The sequence below is a fragment of the Micromonospora sp. NPDC047812 genome (assembly GCF_040704175.1).
Lineage (GTDB): Bacteria > Actinomycetota > Actinomycetes > Mycobacteriales > Micromonosporaceae > Micromonospora.
Genome location: NZ_JBEYRY010000004.1, coordinates 152,891 through 169,389 on the forward strand (window position 1 = coordinate 152,891; position 16,499 = coordinate 169,389).

Consider the following 16,499-nt stretch of genomic DNA (forward strand, 5'->3'; position numbering starts at 1 on the left):
GCGCGCCGATGCCGGCCTCACGTGACGAGTACGCCGTAGTCGGGATGCCAGCGCGGGCCGGCGACCAGCGCGGCTCGGGCCGCCTCCGCGCCGAGCCCGGCGCTGGTCATCAGCGCGGCCAGTCGGCCGGCGACGTGGCCGGTGGCGAACGAGGTGCCGGCCCAGGCGGCGAAGCCGTCGAAGTACCGGACCGGTTGTCCCGGCAACTGGAGCCGACCACTGACGTAGGTGCTGGTCCGGTCCCCCAGGGCGCAGGCGTCCACCCACGAGCCGTAGCTGCTGTACGGCGCCGGCACCGGGCCGGTGGAGCGGGCACTCACCGCGCCCACCGCCAGGACCCGGTCCAGGGCGGCCGGCCAGGCCCGCCGGCTGGTGCCGGCATTGCCCGCCGACGCCACCACCGCCCGGCCGGGCAGCCCGGCCAGCGCGTTGACCAGTGGCAGCGGGGGCTGGTCGTCCTGGGTGAAGTAGCCCAACGAGAGGTTGACGACCGACGCCTGCGGACCGAGCCGGCCGAGGGCGGCGACCAGCATCTCCTCGTCGCCGACGCCGGTGGCGTTCAGCGCGGCCTCGGGATCGAAACGTACGCCCGGCGCGGCCTGCCGGACCACTCCGGCGACGAACGTGCCGTGACCACCCTGCAGCGCCAGCACGTCGGCGCCGACGTAGACCGCGTCCTCGTCGTCGACCTCGGGTAGATAGCTGCCGGCCAGCCACTGCGGATGACGGGAACCGGCCTGCCGCCAGATGCCGGTGTCGCAGATCCCCACCGTCACTCCCGCGCCCTCCCCCGCGCGCGCCGGATCCGGCGCCGGCAGCGCGGCGGCGACCCGGGGTGGGCCGCCCGGGTTGCCCATGATGTTGCCGAAGCCGAGCAGGGCGTGGTGCGGCTGGACCAGGGGCACCGGCTGCCCGGGCCACTGCTGCGGGTCGCGGAGCCTGGTCACCACCGACGGGATGTCGGTCTCGGCGGCGAAGCGGAGGCGGGCGACCCCGCCGAAGCCGACGCCCTCGGTGACCGGGTGGCCGTAGCTGCGCAGCCGGCTCACGACCCGCTGCACGTCCGGGTGGGCCACCAGCAACTGCCGGGGCCGGTAGAGGAACTCCCGGCCCTCGACGGCGTACCGGCGCAGGTCGGGGTCGGCGGCCAGGGCCTCCAGGAAGACGCGCTGGTAGGTCGCGTCGGGTGACTCGCCGGCGGCGGCCGGGCCGCCCCGCCCGACGAGACCGAGCGGCGCCGCCGCGGCGGCCAGGGTGGACCAGGCCACGACCTGCCGACGGGACAACCCGGCGGGCGGGCGCGACGCGAAGGAGTCGTCAGACGGCACCGGTCCTCCAGGCGGTCGAAGATGCGCGGTCGGCGACGGGCCGGGCGGCTACGGAAGCGCTCTCCGAGGCACCGGACGATTATTTCAAAGGATAGTCGGGTGTCAATTGATCGTCGCTCAGGCGACTGATGCCCGTCCACCCCGGACGCGATTGACCGGGCAGCGCGACTGCGGGATTCTTCTTGGCATGGCCGACAGCGCCGTTTCCGGTGCCGTCCCGGCCCAGGCCGCGCTCGACGCCGTCCAGCGCTACCCCCGCGAGGCGATCGCGATCGCCCGGCAGGTCCTCGCCGCCGGCCACCCCGACGCCGACGAGCGGTCCACCGCCGAACGCGCCATCGGATTGGCCCTGCGGGAACTCAACGACCTGCCGGGCGCCCTACGGCACCTGCGGCGGGCGGTGCGGGTCACCGACTCGCCCCGGGTGCGGGCACTGGCCCGGATGAGCCTCGGGTACGTCCTGGCCAACGCCGGCCGCACCGGCGCGGCGCTACGCGCGGTGACCCTGGCCCTCCCCCGGTTGACCGGCGCCGACGCCGGCCGGGCCCGGATGCAGCGGGGCGTCGTGCTGCACTACCGGGGACGGTTCGACGAGGCGGTCCGGGACTACGGCATCGCGGTGGAGATCGCCCAGCGCGAGGGCGACCTGCTGCTGGAGGCGCGGGCGCGCAACAACCGTGGACTGCTCAACGCCCACCGGGGCACCAGCCGGGACGCCGACGACGACCTGTTCCGCTCCGCGGCCATCTTCAGCCGGCTCGGGCTCGACCTGGCCGCCGCCGACACCCGCTGGAACATCGGCATCGCCGCCGGTCAGCGCGGCGACGTCGCGGGCGCGCTGCGCACCTTCGCCACCGTCGGCGACGAGTACCGCCGGTTGTCGGTGCCCCGTCCGGCACTGCTGTTGGACCGGTTCGAACTGCTGCTCTCGGTGCCGCTGGTCGACGAGGCGGTCGAGGTCGCCACCTCCGCTGTGACGGAGCTGCGGCGGCGGGGCATGGCCTCGGATCTCGCCGAGGCGCTGCTGGCCCGGGCCCGGGCGGCGCTGCTCGCCGGCGACCTGGACACCGCCGCGACCGCCGCCGCCTCGTCCCGGGCCCGCTTCCGCCGCCAGGGACGCCGCATCTGGGCCGCCTTCGCCCGGCACGTCGAGCTGCGCGCCGAGTTCGCCCGGGGCACCCGGTCGACGGCCCTGCTCACCGCCATGGTGCGAACCGCCGGGCAGCTCGACGCCACCGGCTGGCCCTCGCCGGCACTGACCACCCGGATCGAGGCCGCCCGGCTGGCCGAGGCGATGGGCCGGCCCGCCCGGGCGGCCGAGCTGCTGGCGGTGGCGGCCCGCGCGCACCGCCGGGGCACCGCGCCGCACCGGGCCCAGGGCTGGTACGCGCTCGCCCTGCGTCGTCGGCTCGACGGTGACCTGCGGGGCGCGGCCCGGGCCCTGCGCCGGGGACTGGCGGTGCTCGACGGCCACCGGGCCTCCCTGGGCGCCACCGAGCTACGCGCGCACAGCGGGGCGTACGGGCACGAACTGGCCGCCGAAGGGCTGGACATCGCCGTCCGCACCGGCACGCCCGCCCAGGTGCTGGCCTGGGCGGAACGCTGGCGGGCCAACGCCCTGCGGATGCGCGCGGTGCAGCCGCCGCAGGACCCCGAGCTGGCCGCCGCCCTGGCCGAGCTACGGATGGTCAGCACCGCCCTGGAGGACGCGCTGCTCGCCGGGCACCCCGTGCACGCGCTGCGGCGCAGCCAGGGCCGACTCGAACAGCGCATCCGGGAACTGGCCCGGGGCGCGGACGGCGGAGCCCGGGAGTCGGGCGGCGGCGGCCTGGTGGCACCGCCCACGGTTGGCGCCCTCGCCGCCGCGCTCGGTGCCGCCGTGCTGCTGGAGCTGGTGGCGCACGGGCCGCGGCTGCGGGCGGTACTCGTCCGTGACGGCCGGACCAGCCTGCACGACCTCGGCCCGCTCGACGAGGCGCTGGGCCGGGCCCGCCAGCACCGGTTCGGCCTGCGCCGGTTGGTCACCACCGGCGACTCGGCCGGTGCCCGGGCCGGGGTCGAGTTCGCCGCCACCGCGCTGGACCGGCAACTCTTCGACCCCGTACGCCGGTTGCTGGGCGACCGGCCACTGGTGATCGTCCCGATCGGCGCGCTGCACGCCGTGCCCTGGTCGGGCCTGCCGACCTGTGCCGGCCGGCCGGTGACGGTGGCGCCCTCGGCGACGGTCTGGTTGCGCGCCGTCGGGCGGACCGTCCCGGCCGGCCCGCCGGTGCTGGTGGCCGGGCCCCGGCTGCCTGCCGCCGAGGCCGAGGTACGCCAGCTCGGCGCGGCCCTGCCCGGCTCCCGCTCCCTCACCGGCCGCGCTGCCACCGCGGACGCGGTCACCGACGCGCTGAACGGGACCGGGCTGGCGCACATCGCCGCGCACGGCACCTTCCGCGCCGACAACCCGCTCTTCTCCACGCTGGAGCTGGCCGACGGGCCGCTGACCGCGTACGAGTTGGAGCGGCTGACCCGCCCACCGGGCTGCGTGGTGCTCTCCGCCTGCGACTCCGGCCTCTCCGGCGTCCGCCCGGGCGACGAGGTGATGGGCTTCACCGCCGTGCTGCTGGCCCTCGGCACCCGCAGCCTGATCGCCACCGTGTTGCCGGTCCCGGCCGACCTGACCACCGCGCTGATGCTGGACCTGCACCGGCGGATGCGTGCCGGTGCCGCGCCGGCGGCGGCGCTCGCCGAGGCCCAGCGCGCGTTCGACACCGACGGCGGCGGTGCCGCCCATGCCACCGCCGCCGCCTTCGTCTGCTTCGGCGCCGGCTGACCGGCGGGCGAGACCGCCGCACCCGCGTCCGGCGGGCACGGACCTGCCCGGCGCCCCAACGATGTGGCAGGGGACGTGAGGCCGGCCGTGGGAAGCCGCCGTGCACCCCGATGTCACGGGAGTCGCGTCTCGGCGCCCGCCCCATAGCGTTATATACAAGGTTCCTTGTCCTTCATCCCTTGTATATCTAGTCTTGTGCGATGACGGATGGTTCGACCCTGCACCTCACCGATCCCCGTGCCATGCGGGCGCTCGCGCATCCGACGCGGCTGCGCCTGCTCGGCGAGCTGCGAGTCCGCGGCCCGCAGACGGTCGGGTCGCTCAGCGAGGTCACCGGCGAGGCGGTCGGCTCGGTCAGCTACCACCTGAGCAAGCTGGCGGAGCACGGCTTCGTCCGGGAGGTCCCCGAACTGGCCCGCAACCGGCGCGAACGTTGGTGGCGGGCGGCGCACACCCGCACCTCCTGGGAGCCGGTCGAGGCGCTGGCCGACCCGGAACGCAAGGCCGCCTCCGACCTGTTGCGCCGCGCCATCCTCGACCGGTACGTCGACCGCATCCGGACCTACCTCGACGCCGAGGCCACCCTCGATCCGGAGTGGGTACGCGGCACCACCAGCAGCGACTCCACGCTGCACCTGACCAGCGACGAGCTGGTGGAGCTGCGCGCGGACCTGGCGGCCCTGGCCGAACGCTGGCGCGCCCGCAGCGACGCCGGTCGAGCCGACGCCCACACGACCGCCCTCATCTATCACGCCTTCCGGGACCCGCGATGACACCGGCCACGTCCCGCCGGGCCCCGCTACTCGGGCTGCTGATCGGCCACGCGGTCTCGCTGACCGGCAACATGCTGACCCTGATCGCGCTGCCGCTTCATGTGCTGGCCGAGACGGACTCCCTCGCCGCCACCGGGCTCGCCGGCGCGTTCGCCACCGCCCCGGTCGTGCTCGGTGGCGCCTTCGGCGGCGTGCTCGTCGACCGGATCGGCTACCGCCGGGCCAGCGTGCTGGCCGATCTGGTCTCCGGCGTGACGATCGCCGCCGTACCGCTGCTGCACGCCACCGTCGGGCTGCCCTTCCCGGCGCTGCTCGCCCTGGTCTTCGTCAGCGGCCTGCTCGACACCCCCGGTCAGACGGCCCGAACCGCGCTGCTGCCCGAGGCGGCGGCCGCCGCCGGGGTGCCGATCGAACGGGCGATCGGCTGGTTCGAGGCCACCGAACGCGGTGCCCGCCTGCTCGGCGCACCGGTGGCCGGCCTGCTGGTCGGCACGCTCGGCGCGTTGACCGCCTTGGCGGTGGACGCGGTCACGTTCGCCGTCTCGGCGGCAGCGGTCGCGGTGCTGGTGCCGGCGAGCCTGCGGCCGGCCGACAGCCCCACGGCAGCCTCCGGCGGCTACTGGCAGGACTTCATGGCCGGGCTGCGCTTCCTGATCCGCGAACCACTGCTGCGCGCCATGGTGTTGCTGGTACTGGTCACCAACCTCTTCGACGCCACCACGAGCAGCGTGCTGCTGCCGGTAGTCGCCGCGCGGGACCTCGGCGGGGCCACCGCGTTCGGCCTGCTGGTCGGCGCGATGGGCGGCGGCGCGCTGGTCGGCTCCCTGCTCTTCAGCGCCGTCGGGCACCGGCTGCCCCGCCGGGCCACCTTCGTCACCGCCTTCGCCGTCGCCGGCGCCCCGCCCTTCTGGGCCCTCGCCGCCGCCCCGCCGCTGCCCGTGGTGGCCGTGGTCTTCGCGGTCGCCGGCCTCGCCGCCGGCGCGATCAACCCGCTGATCGGCGCGGTGAAACTCGAACGGGTGCCCGCGCACATGCGGGCGCGCGTGTACGGCGTGATCGGCGCGGGCGCCTGGGCCGCCATGCCGCTCGGCGCGCTCGGAGCCGGCCTGGCCGCCGACCGGTTCGGCACCACCGCCACCCTGCTCACCGTCGGCACCTGCTACCTGCTGATCGTGCTCACTCCCCTGCTCGGTGGCCCCTGGCGGACGATGCGACGACCCCCGGTACCCGAGCAGCGGCAGCCGGAGGGAACGGCCACGACCGCCGAGGCCCGGCCCGGCTGACGCCCCGGGGAGGGTCCCCCGACCTAATCTCCCCACGGTGCTGGGAGGGGATTCCGCAGGGACCTGACCGCCGACAGTGCGGCGCTGCCGGGTATCGACGCCGGCCGCGAGCTGTAGCTCGGCTGCGCATGTTGGCCTGGGAACACGTGTGCTGGCCTGAGAAACGACAAAGGCAAGGAGGAGAACTCCTTGCCACCATTAACGTATACCGCACCCCCGGGCTTGCGGCAAGACCCCGGTCGTGGCGCACAATCGTCGGCCGAGCGCAGGAATTGGCACACCATGGGGGAATTCATGTTCGATGTGATCATTGCCGGCGGCGGGCCGACCGGCATGATGCTGGCGATCGAATTGCGGCTGCGGGGCGTCGACGTGCTCGTACTGGAGAAGGAGGCCGAGCCGCCGCCGTTCGTGCGGTCGCTCGGGCTGCACGTACGCAGTATCGAGGTGATGGATCAGCGGGGGCTGTTGGAGCGGTTCCTCGAGAACGGCACGCAGTACCCGATCCGGGGATTCTTCGCGGGTATCGAAAAGCCCGCTCCCACCGGGCTGGACACCGCCCACGGATACGTGCTCGGCATTCCGCAGACGCTCACCGACCGGCTGCTCACCGAGCACGCGGCCGACGTCGGAGCCGAGATCCGGCGCGGCTGTGCAGTGGTCGGGCTGGAGCAGGACGACGACGGCGTGACCGTCCACCTCGGAAATGGAGCTGCCACGCCGCTGCGGGCGCGGTTCGTCGTCGGCTGCGACGGTGGGCGCAGCACGGTCCGAAAACTGCTCGGGGTCGGATTCCCCGGCGATCCGTCGAGGATCGACACGCTGCTGGGCGAGATGGAGATGACCGCGTCCCCGGACGACATCACCGCAGTGATGACCGAGGTGCGCAAGACCGAGAAACGCTTCGGGATCGGGCCGTCGGGCAAGCCGGGGGTGTTCCGGGCGGTCGTGCCGGCGGAGGGCGTGGCCGAGGACCGTTCGGTGCCGCCGACGCTCGAGGAGTTCACGCGACAGCTGCGCAGGTACGCCGGCACCGACTTCGGCGCTCACTCGCCCCGCTGGCTGTCGCGCTTCGGCGACGCGACCCGCCAGGCCGAGCGCTACCGCGTCGGACGGGTGTTTCTGGCCGGGGACGCCGCGCACGTCCACCCGCCCATGGGCGGGCAGGGGCTCAACCTCGGGATCCAGGACTCGTTCAACCTGGGCTGGAAGCTGGCGGCGGCCGTCAACGGCTGGGCGCCGGACGACCTGCTGGACAGCTACGAGTCCGAGCGGCATCCGGTGGCCGCCGACGTGCTGACCAACACCCGCGCACAGATGGAGCTGACGACCAACGAGCCCGGGCCGCAGGCCGTCCGGCGGTTGTTGGCTCAGCTGATGGACCTCGACGACGTCAACCGGTTCCTGATCGAGAAGATCACGGCGATCAGCATCCGGTACGACTTCGGTGCGGACCATGCCCTGCTCGGGCGGCGGCTGCGCGACGTCCAGCTGACGCACGGGCGCCTGTTCGAGCTGATGCGCGCCGGCGGCGGACTGCTGCTCGACCAGACCGGGCGGCTCTCGGTGGACGGCTGGGTCGACCGGGTCGACCGGGTCGCCGACAGCAGCGAGGAGCTGGACGTGCCGGCGGTACTGCTCCGGCCGGACGGGCACGTCGCGTGGGTCGGCGAGGACCAGCAGACGCTCGAGGGCGCGCTGGCCAGGTGGTTCGGCGCGCCCGGCCGCACCGGCCGGATCAGCCGAGTGCCGGCCGCAGGAGCTCCTGCGGCCGGGTGAGAGACGCGCCGAGGACTGCGGACGCCGCGAGGTGCCGGTGCGCACGGTGTGCGGCGCGTGCGACGCCGACGGCCCGGCGCGGGAGAGCACCCGCGCCGGGCCGCTGGCGGGTCAGCTCGCGGTGCAGGTGGGCGTGCCGGTGGGGCCCGTTCCGGTGCCCTGGAAGCCGAACTCGGTGACGGCTCCGGCCGAGAGCCGGCCGTTGTAGTCGACGTTGTGGAACGTCACGGCGCCGCTGGCCCCGGCGGCGCGCGCGCTCCACGTGTTGGTGACCGTCGCGCCGCCCGGCAGGGTGAGCGCGACCGCCCACCCGTTGATCGCCGCGGCTCCCGCGGTGACGCGTACCGTGGCGACGAAGCCGCCGTTCCACGAGTTCAGTGACACCGTCGCGGCGCAGTCGCCGGAGGGCGGCGGGGTGGTGGGCGGCGGGGTCGTCGGGGGTGCGGTGGTGGGCGGCGGGGTGGCGCCGCCGTTGAGGGCGTCGAGGGTGGCGGTGTACGCCGGCTTCTTGTTGCCGCTGCCGTCGAAGAGCAGCGGGGTGCCGCTGGCGCGCCAGGAGTCCGTGTCCCGGATGCCCCACACGGTGATGCCGGTGCAGCGGGTCACGGCGAGGCAGGCGCGCACCACCCGGCCGTAGTTGTCGGCCTGCGTCTGGCCTGAGCCCTCGATGTCCAGCTCGGTGATCTGCACGTCCACGCCGAGGTTGGCGAAGCGTTGCAGGTTGGCCTGGTAGTCGGCGGGCACCGGGGAGGCGCTGTTGAAGTGCGACTGGAAGCCGACGCAGTCGATCGGCACGCCCCGGGCCTTGAAGTCCTGCACCATGGCGTACACCGCGTTGCTCTTGGCGTTCTGTCCGTCGGTGTTGTAGTCGTTGTAGCACAGCTTCGCGTTCGGGTCGGCGGCGCGCGCGGCGCGGAACGCCACCTCGATCCAGTCGTTGCCGGTGCGTTGCAGGTTCGAGTCGCGGCGGGCCCCGCTGCCGCCGTCGGCGAACGCCTCGTTCACCACGTCCCAGGAGTGGATCTTGCCACGGTAGTAGGTCGCCACCTGGGTGACGTGGTTGACCATCGCCTGGCGCAGCGCGCTGCCGTTGAGGTTCTGCGCCCATCCCGGCTGCTGGGAGTGCCAGGCCAGGGCGTGGCCACGCACCTGCATCCCGTTGGCGCGGGCGTGGTTGACGATCCGGTCGGCGTTGGCGAACGTGAACTGGCCCTGGGACGGCTCGGTGGCGTCCCACTTCATCTCGTTCTCCGGGGTGACCGAGTTGAACTCCCGGTTGAGGATCCCGACGTACGTGGCGTCGGAGAGCTTGTTGGCCGCCACCGCGGCGCCGAAGTAGCGCCCCTTCTCGGCGGCGGACGCCCCCAGGGTCGTCCCGGCGCTGGCGCCGGACGCCACCGCCACCGTCGTCGCGACGACGGAGAGACCGACCACGACCGACGCCAGCGCGACGCGGGGCCGCCGGCGGGTCACCGGGCGCCCGCTGGCACGGGCGAGCGAGTTGTCCATGGCAGAGCCTTTCGATGAGCCGAATGGATGGGGAAGGCCGCCTCGGCAACCGCCCGCCACGGCGTGGGGCCGGTGGAGTGGTCGCCCGGAGACCACACCGCCGTCAGCATCCTCGACACCGTGAGTTGATCGAAGCCCTTCCATCGGACCGTATCGGAACATGTCCGGAACCTCAACGCCCGATTATCGGATTCTTTCGATGGACGCGCTTCGCGCCGTCGCCTCAGTCGGCGTCCCACCCTGCCAGCCAGCCGGCTCGGCAACGGCCGAGGGACCGGAAGTTTCGGGGATCAGGCCCCACGACGCAGGACACCGACCAGGGCGGCCGGGTCGATGGTGGACGGCCGGTCGCTGACCTGCCCGTCACCGAGTTCGACGATCCGCCAGACGCCGTCGGCGCGCCGCGCCAGGTCCACGGTCACGAACGGCAGCCCCAGTGCCGCCACCGACCCGCTCACCGGACCCACGTCGAACGCCGCCGGCGGCGTGTCGTGCGGACTGTCGGGATGGGCACCGACCAGGACACAGCCGCCGTCGACCCACCACGTGCGGACCTCGGCGGTGGTGAACCGCTCGAACCGCCGCAGAACGAGGCCTCCGACGAGGTCGTCGCCGCGCAGGTCGACGAAGCGGCTCGCGACCCGCCACGCGGCATCGCCGTCGTCGAGATCCGGAATGAACGCCGCCTCGTGCCAGTGACGCTTCAACGACTTGGTGAAGTCGCGCAGCACCGCCGCCCCACCGCCGAGCGCGCGCCTCGCCCGGTCGAAGTCGGCGCGCTCCGTGCCGACCGTCCACGCCGAGCGTGGCGTCAGCTCGACCAGGTCCGGGTACCAGCCCGGCAACTCGTGGGCGCGCCGGTACTGCTCGCCGCTCGTACGCAGGCTGACGCCCCGGCGGGCCAACGCGTCCGCGAAGGCGGCGTACCGCTCGCTGCGCAGCATCCAGCCGCGGTAGACCGCGACGCCCTCGACCGTCACCCGCGACACCGCCCGCGACACGTCGTCGCCACGGGCCAACGCGTCGTGGTCGACGACGGCGACCTCGACGCCGGCCTCCTGGGCGGCGCGTGCCTCAGGAGCGAAGTGGGCGTCCGGGTGGCGCGGTCGCAGCGGGTCCGAGGGAACGATCAGGAGCACGGGGGAATGCTGCCCCATCGGCGCCGGCGACGCGAGTGCCGCCGGGCGGCGCACGGCGTACCCGGACCGGCGACACCCGCCCGTCCGGAGAAGTCGGCCCCCGCTCCTATGCTGAGCCGATGGACCTGGAGTTCGGTGGTGAGCTGTGGTTCTGGAGAGGCCCCGCGCCGTGGCACTTCGTCACCGTCCCCGAGGACGGGTGCCAGGAGTTGGCCGCGCGGTCCGCGGGGGTGAGCTACGGCTGGGGCATGATCCCGGTCGCGGCCCGGATCGGGAAGACCGGCTGGAGCACGTCGCTGTTCCCCAAGGACGGGCGCTACATCGTGCCGGTGAAGGCGGCCGTGCGACGGGCCGAAGGGCTGGCGGTGGGAGACACGGTGACGGTCCGCCTGTCCGTCGACGGCTGACCGGTCGGCTCCGCTCCCCCGTGCCCGCCACGGCGCGGCCGACGCGAGGAGCGTGTTCAAGGACCTTTCCGCCGGTACGGCTCGCACCGCTCGGGGAGCGCCGGTCAGGCCCGCAACGAGCACCAGGATCGCGACCAGCTCCACCGCTACCGTGAGCGCCGCGACGGGTTGTGGCATCGACAGCGTGGGCGTGATGACGTGCCAGGCGAACAGTGCTGTTCGGTCACCTGCGGACAGCGACAGCGCACCGATGCTGGCGTTCAGATGCGGCAGCGCCACCAAGGCCAGCAGCGCCGCGCCGCTCGCGGCGAGCGCCAGCGCGGTCAGCGCGAGCGTCAGCGGCGGCAGCACGGACAGGATCACCCCGGTCGAGACATCGCCGACGTCGCTCGCGTACCACCGGCGTTCCGAGCGCACGGCGAGCCAGATGTCGACGACCCGGACCACCGCATATCCCACGACCAGCGCAGCGGCCGTCGATGCGGCGGCCATCGGGCGCCGCCGCCGGCCGCCGGCTCGCCACACCACGAGCAGCAGCGCGGCCGCTGCCGACGACGCCCATGACACGGACACACCGAACTCGAAGCCGGACCGTACGTCGACGCCGCCGCCCGGACGCAGCGCCCTCCACTTTTGGCCTTCACCGTCGGGGTCGGCCGGCATCGTCCGGACCGCGTCCATGAGCAGCACAGCTAGTGCCGCCGGCACCGCCCAGCGTGGTGCGGGCCGTCCGCGGCGCACGGCGTGGACAACCAGCAGACCGATACTCAACACCTGGGCGTGGCGCCACACCGGACGAGCTACCAGGACGCCGGCGGCGTGCACCGCGGCGCACGCCGCCGCGGTCATGAGAAGCGGAGCAGGAGCTACGATCCGGCCGTCATCGCCCAGCGGGTCCGAGAATCCGGCCCCGGGCGTCGGCGACGAGCGCTGCCGCGTGCGGGCCGGCGGCGTAGCGGGCCGCGTCGAGGGTGTCCGTGACCGCGGTTACCGGGTCCCCGTTGGTCGCCCGGTGCAGGGCAAGCCAGACCCACCGGTGATCGCCGTCGGCGAGCTGGGACCGGCGGGCACGCAGGTGCGCGTCCGGAGTCAGGGCGTGAGCGGCGACGCTGGCGACGACGTCCGGGTCGTCACCGAGCCCCGCGCGGCGAGCCGCCTCCGCGGCGATCCACCAGGCCAAGTCCCGCAGTTCCGGTTCGGACAGCCCGGTCAGCGCATCGAGGGCGGGGCCGAGCGGGCCGCCGGGCTGCGGCTGGTGCGGAACCGGCGCGGGCAGGCCCCGGCCGAGCGCATTGTCGGGCTGCGACCGGCGCGGGTACAGCGTGGGTAGGTCCGGCAGGATCCGGAAACCGACGTCGGCAGCCTCGATCCGGGCCAGGTCCTCGCCGGTGACGCCGTGGCCGGTGAACCGCTGCACCGCAACCAGGCCCATCGGCGGTTTGCCACGGTGGTGGTCGGCGAAGTCGAGGTCCGCGAGTATCGCGGCGACCGGTGGTGGCGCGTCGAGGTCGCCGAACGGCTCCACCGACAGCAGCACCTCGCCGTGCTCGGCGAACGACAGCCGGGTGACCGCGTTGACGTTCCAGAACATGCTGGCTGCCCGGCCGCCGGCGGACGCGCGCGTCAGCACCGGCCCGGTCGAGCCCTGCCAGCCGTTGTACTCGACGGCGAGCACGGCGCCACCGATGTCCGCCACCGCCACCCACGGGTCGATCGACCGCCGCCGCATCAGGTCCTCGCCGATGGCCCGCATCGACTCCGGTCGGGCCGGGTCCGCCCCGAAGGCGCGCAGCACGTCCGCCGCACCTGCCCCGGTCACGACCGTGACCGTCGCGGCCTGGCCCAGGCTGCTCTGAGGCACCCACCGATAGGCGGCTTCGGGCCGTTCGGGCCGCGCCGGCTCCGGCTCGCCGCGCAACCGGTGGCCGAGCCGGTCCGTACGGGCATGCACGACCTCGGGCGCGGCGGGTGCCTGCCACACCACCAGCTCGTAGCGTTCGGCGTCGCGTTCGTCGGTCTCGTCCCGCCCCCGGGCGTGCACCCGCAGCCGGTAGTCGCCCGGCCAGGGCGGGGTGGCCCAACTCAGGCGTGACTCACCGACGCGGGGCCCGAGCACCGACGCGCCGCCGACGGCCGCCTGCCAGCTGACCTCGACGATCTCCTCCCAGCCGGTCGCGACCTCCGGTGGCGGCCCGTCCAGGACGCTCAACATGATCCGCACGTGTCCGCTCTCGACACCGGTGCGGATCACCACGCCGCCCGGGACGACCGCGACCAGTCCGTTGCCGCCGAAGTCGACGTCCGGGACGGCAGTGCCCTCCAGCACCGCGAACCGGTGCCCCGACACCAGCGCCGACCCGCTGGAGTGGCGGGGCAGCAGGTACTCCGCCCGGGCCCGGGCGAGCAACGCCGCGGCGTAGCCGGCGGGCATCGGGGCCTGGCGGAGCAGCAGGACGGCGGTGCCGATCGCCACGCCGAGCACGGCCGGCGGTGCGGTGGCCCAGGACGGGACGCCGACCCGGTGCAGGACGGCGGCGGAGGTGGCCACGGCCAGCGCGAGCCGGTTCGCACCGTGCGCCGCGGCGATGTCCTGCTCGGCGGCGATGTCAGGTCCGGCCGTCAGGAGGGCGGCCACCCGCGGGTGGCCGGCCAGCCGACGGGCCAGCGCGGCGACCACCGCCGACACGCCGGGCCGGAGCTGTTCCAGCACGGCTGCGCCGGTGATCGCCTCGCTCTGTCCGCTCGTGCTCACGATGGCGAACGCGCCGGCGGCCGGCGCACCCAGCAGGCCGGTCAGGTCCGGGGTGGTGCCCGCGAGGTCCAACTCCGCCACGGTCAGTTCCAGCGCGCCGAGCAGGCGTTCGACGAGCAACGGTGGCAGCGAGCCGAGAGCGTCCCGCACCGGCGCGTCGTCCGGCCCGGTCCCGCTGACGGGGCGGAATCCCGTCACCGCCCGGTGTCCGAGGGTTGATTCGAGGGTCGGCCAGGTGTCGCCCTCGGCGACCGCCCGCAGCCGACCGAGTTCGGCCGCCGGTGCCGTCGCAACACTGGCGGCGATGAGCGGCATCGCGGCGGCCACGGGCCCCGCCAACTCCGCCACCACCGCGTCAGGAATCTCGAACACCGCACCCCCGCTGACCACCCGTACCGGACGGCACATTCCTACCATCGACGGCCCTCACGACATCGGTCGAGCCCGGAAGGTCGTGGAGCGGCACCGCGCCGACGCCGTCACGCGGGAACACCGGCGCGTACGTGCGGTGGCCCGGCGGGAGCGGGTTCCGCGGGAACCTGCCCTGATCACGGCGGCGCAGCGGTAGCGCCCGGCGGATTGACAGGGTAGAAACATGCCAACCCTTCTTTCACAGCGTGATAGAAGTCGCGGCGGCGAGAGAGCGCTCTCACGGGTGCGCTGTCCCCGCCGCCGCCCCACGAGGCAGGTCGACGACGACCGCGAGCCGGCCATCGGCGCGCCCACCCGCGCCCGCGCCGGAACACCTCCCCCACCACGTCGCCGAGCCCGGCACCCGTCCCGGCCGGCGGAGAGGACGAACGATGAGGATGCAGTCCCCCGACGCGCGACGGCGGCTCCGCCGGACGCTCGCCCTCGGCCTGGTGCTGACGGCGGTCGCCAGCAGCACCGGCACGGCCGCCACCGCCGGACCGGCCCGCCACGGCGCTCCTGATTTCGGGCCCAACGTGACGATCTTCGATCCCGACACACCGGTCGCCGAGATCCAGGCGACCCTCGACGCGGCGCACGCCCGACAGGTCGACGCCGAGATGGGCACCGCGCGGCACGCGTACCTCTTCAAGCCCGGCAGCTATGGCACCACCGCGCAGCCCCTCCAGGTGAGGGTCGGCTACTACACCGAGGTCTCCGGCCTGGGCGCCTCCCCCACCGACGTCACCGTCAACGGCAAGATCGAGACCTACAACCGCTGCCTCGAAGGCGGCGGGACCGGCAACTGCATCGCCCTGGTCAACTTCTGGCGCACCCTGTCCAACCTGTCACTGTCCATCAACGCCACCGGTCAGGACGGCTGCCGTTCCTCGGCGAACTTCTGGGCCGTGTCCCAGGCGGTGTCCATGCGCCGCCTCGACATCAGCGGCGGCGGCCTGTCGCTGATGGACTACTGCACCGCCGGCCCGCAGTACGCCAGCGGCGGCTTCATCGCCGACTCCCGGCTGCCCGCCACCACCAACGGCTCCCAGCAGCAGTGGCTGACCCGCAACAGCGAGGTCGAGAGCTGGTCCAACGCGGTGTGGAACCAGGTCTTCGCGGGCACCGTGGGCGCTCCCGACGACGCCGACTTTCCCGACCCGCCGTACACCACGCTGGACACCACGCCGGTGAGCAGGGAGAAGCCGTACCTGTTCGTCGACGACCGGGGCCGCTACCAGGTCCGCGTCCCCGCCGTCCGGCGCGACAGCCGGGGCGTCTCCTGGGGCGACGGCGTGACGCCGGGCCGCACCATCGGCATCCGGGACTTCTTCATCGCCAAGCCGTCCGATCCGGTGCACGTGATCAACAGTCAGCTCGCCCGCGGCAAGCACCTGCTGCTCACCCCCGGCGTGTACGACATCGCCCGCAGCATCGAGGTCAAGCGGCCCGACACCGTGGTCCTCGGCATCGGCCACGCCACGCTGACCGCCGTCGACGGCGCCGTTCCGCTCGACGTCGCCGGCGTGCCCGGCGTGGTCGTCGCCGGGGTCACCGTCGACGCCGGCCCCACCGAGTCGCCGGTGCTGCTGCGCGTGGGGCGCGAGCACGGCCGCAACGCCAGCACCGCGCGCAACCCGATCACGCTGTCCGACGTGTACTTCCGCGTCGGCGGGCCGCACATCGGCAGGACGCACACCGCACTGGAGGTCAACGCCGACCACGTCCTGATCGACCACACCTGGGTGTGGCGCGGGGACCACGGAATCGAGGGCTTCACCGAGGGCGTCAACGGCGACACCGACCGCTGGCGGACCAACACCGGCCACTACGGCGCTGTCATCAACGGTGACCACGTGACGGCCACCGGCCTGTTCGTCGAGCACTTCCAGCGGTACAACACGGTCTGGAACGGCGAGCACGGCACGACGATCCTCTACCAGAACGAGCTGCCGTACGACCCGCCGACGCAGGCCGACTGGATGAACGGCGCCGTCGAGGGCTGGGCCGGGTACAAGGTCGGCGACCGGGTGCGGCACCACACGCTGCACGGCGGCGGGGTGTACGTGTTCAACCAGAACAACCCGTCGATCCACACCGAGAACGGCTTCGAGGTCCCCGTCGCCCCGGGCGTCAGGCTGCACCACGTCATGACCGTGAACCTGAGTGCCGGCACGATCGACCACGTGGTCAACGGCGTGGGCGCGGCGGCCGACATGACGCGGGTCGGCGAACCCGTCTACCTCACGCGGTACCCGGCTCCGTAGCCGTCGCGGAAGACCGGGTCGGACGGGGCGCGC

10 protein-coding genes are annotated in these 16,499 nt (G+C 73.9%); 6 read left to right on the forward strand and 4 right to left on the reverse strand.

Annotation, left to right across the window (positions count from 1 at the left end):
• Positions 1-17: 17 nt before the first annotated feature.
• Positions 18-1,328 (reverse strand): S8/S53 family peptidase, encoded by a 1,311-nt coding sequence (locus tag AB0883_RS18570; protein ID WP_366642393.1) that lies wholly within the window; start codon positions 1,326-1,328, stop codon positions 18-20.
• Positions 1,329-1,515: 187 nt separating this feature from the next.
• Here AB0883_RS18570 and AB0883_RS18575 point away from each other — a divergent pair, with 187 nt between their 5' ends.
• The 4 genes from AB0883_RS18575 to rox all read left to right on the forward strand — a co-directional run bounded on the left by AB0883_RS18575 (position 1,516) and on the right by rox (position 7,981).
• Complete coding sequence (locus tag AB0883_RS18575; protein WP_366642394.1) at positions 1,516-4,146, forward strand: CHAT domain-containing tetratricopeptide repeat protein; 2,631 nt, start codon at positions 1,516-1,518, stop codon at positions 4,144-4,146.
• Between the two features lie 200 nt (positions 4,147-4,346).
• Positions 4,347-4,919, forward strand: a complete 573-nt coding sequence (locus tag AB0883_RS18580; protein ID WP_366642395.1) for a helix-turn-helix domain-containing protein — start codon at positions 4,347-4,349, stop codon at positions 4,917-4,919.
• The gene (locus AB0883_RS18585; RefSeq protein WP_366642396.1) at positions 4,916-6,202 is read left to right on the forward strand and encodes an MFS transporter; all 1,287 of its coding nucleotides are present in this window, start codon (positions 4,916-4,918) and stop codon (positions 6,200-6,202) included. The genes AB0883_RS18580 and AB0883_RS18585 overlap by 4 nt, the downstream gene beginning before the upstream one ends.
• Positions 6,203-6,496: 294 nt before the next feature.
• Entirely contained in the window at positions 6,497-7,981 is a 1,485-nt protein-coding gene (gene rox / locus AB0883_RS18590; protein ID WP_366642397.1) for a rifampin monooxygenase, read from the forward strand.
• 111 nt (positions 7,982-8,092) lie between these two features.
• Here rox and AB0883_RS18595 read toward each other — a convergent pair whose 3' ends face one another.
• Positions 8,093-9,490, reverse strand: a complete 1,398-nt coding sequence (locus AB0883_RS18595; protein ID WP_366642399.1) for an endo-1,4-beta-xylanase — start codon at positions 9,488-9,490, stop codon at positions 8,093-8,095.
• A 290-nt stretch (positions 9,491-9,780) separates the two neighbouring features.
• Positions 9,781-10,629, reverse strand: coding sequence for an ATP-grasp domain-containing protein (locus AB0883_RS18600; protein ID WP_366642401.1), 849 nt, complete (start codon positions 10,627-10,629; stop codon positions 9,781-9,783).
• Positions 10,630-10,748: 119 nt separating this feature from the next.
• Between AB0883_RS18600 and AB0883_RS18605 the strand changes: the two genes are divergently transcribed.
• Positions 10,749-11,036 (forward strand): DUF1905 domain-containing protein, encoded by a 288-nt coding sequence (locus tag AB0883_RS18605; RefSeq protein ID WP_366642402.1) that lies wholly within the window; start codon positions 10,749-10,751, stop codon positions 11,034-11,036.
• Between the two features lie 880 nt (positions 11,037-11,916).
• Here AB0883_RS18605 and AB0883_RS18610 read toward each other — a convergent pair.
• On the reverse strand, positions 11,917-14,160 hold the full coding sequence (locus AB0883_RS18610; protein ID WP_366642403.1) for a DUF6461 domain-containing protein: 2,244 nt from the start codon (positions 14,158-14,160) through the stop codon (positions 11,917-11,919).
• Between the two features lie 437 nt (positions 14,161-14,597).
• On the opposite strand from AB0883_RS18610, the gene AB0883_RS18615 reads away from it, so the two are divergent.
• Positions 14,598-16,466 (forward strand): adenylyl cyclase, encoded by a 1,869-nt coding sequence (locus tag AB0883_RS18615; protein WP_366642650.1) that lies wholly within the window; start codon positions 14,598-14,600, stop codon positions 16,464-16,466.
• Positions 16,467-16,499 lie beyond the last annotated feature (33 nt).

What these genes read in the sequence shown, in the direction of transcription:
- AB0883_RS18575 (WP_366642394.1), top strand. Translation starts at nt 1,516, where the DNA reads ATGGCCGACAGCGCCGTTTCCGGTGCCGTCCCGGCCCAGGCCGCGCTC.
- AB0883_RS18580 (WP_366642395.1), top strand. Translation starts at nt 4,347, where the DNA reads ATGACGGATGGTTCGACCCTGCACCTCACCGATCCCCGTGCCATGCGG.
- AB0883_RS18585 (WP_366642396.1), top strand. Translation starts at nt 4,916, where the DNA reads ATGACACCGGCCACGTCCCGCCGGGCCCCGCTACTCGGGCTGCTGATC.
- rox (WP_366642397.1), top strand. Translation starts at nt 6,497, where the DNA reads ATGTTCGATGTGATCATTGCCGGCGGCGGGCCGACCGGCATGATGCTG.
- AB0883_RS18595 (WP_366642399.1), bottom strand. Translation starts at nt 9,490, where the DNA reads ATGGACAACTCGCTCGCCCGTGCCAGCGGGCGCCCGGTGACCCGCCGG.
- AB0883_RS18605 (WP_366642402.1), top strand. Translation starts at nt 10,749, where the DNA reads ATGGACCTGGAGTTCGGTGGTGAGCTGTGGTTCTGGAGAGGCCCCGCG.
- AB0883_RS18615 (WP_366642650.1), top strand. Translation starts at nt 14,598, where the DNA reads ATGCAGTCCCCCGACGCGCGACGGCGGCTCCGCCGGACGCTCGCCCTC.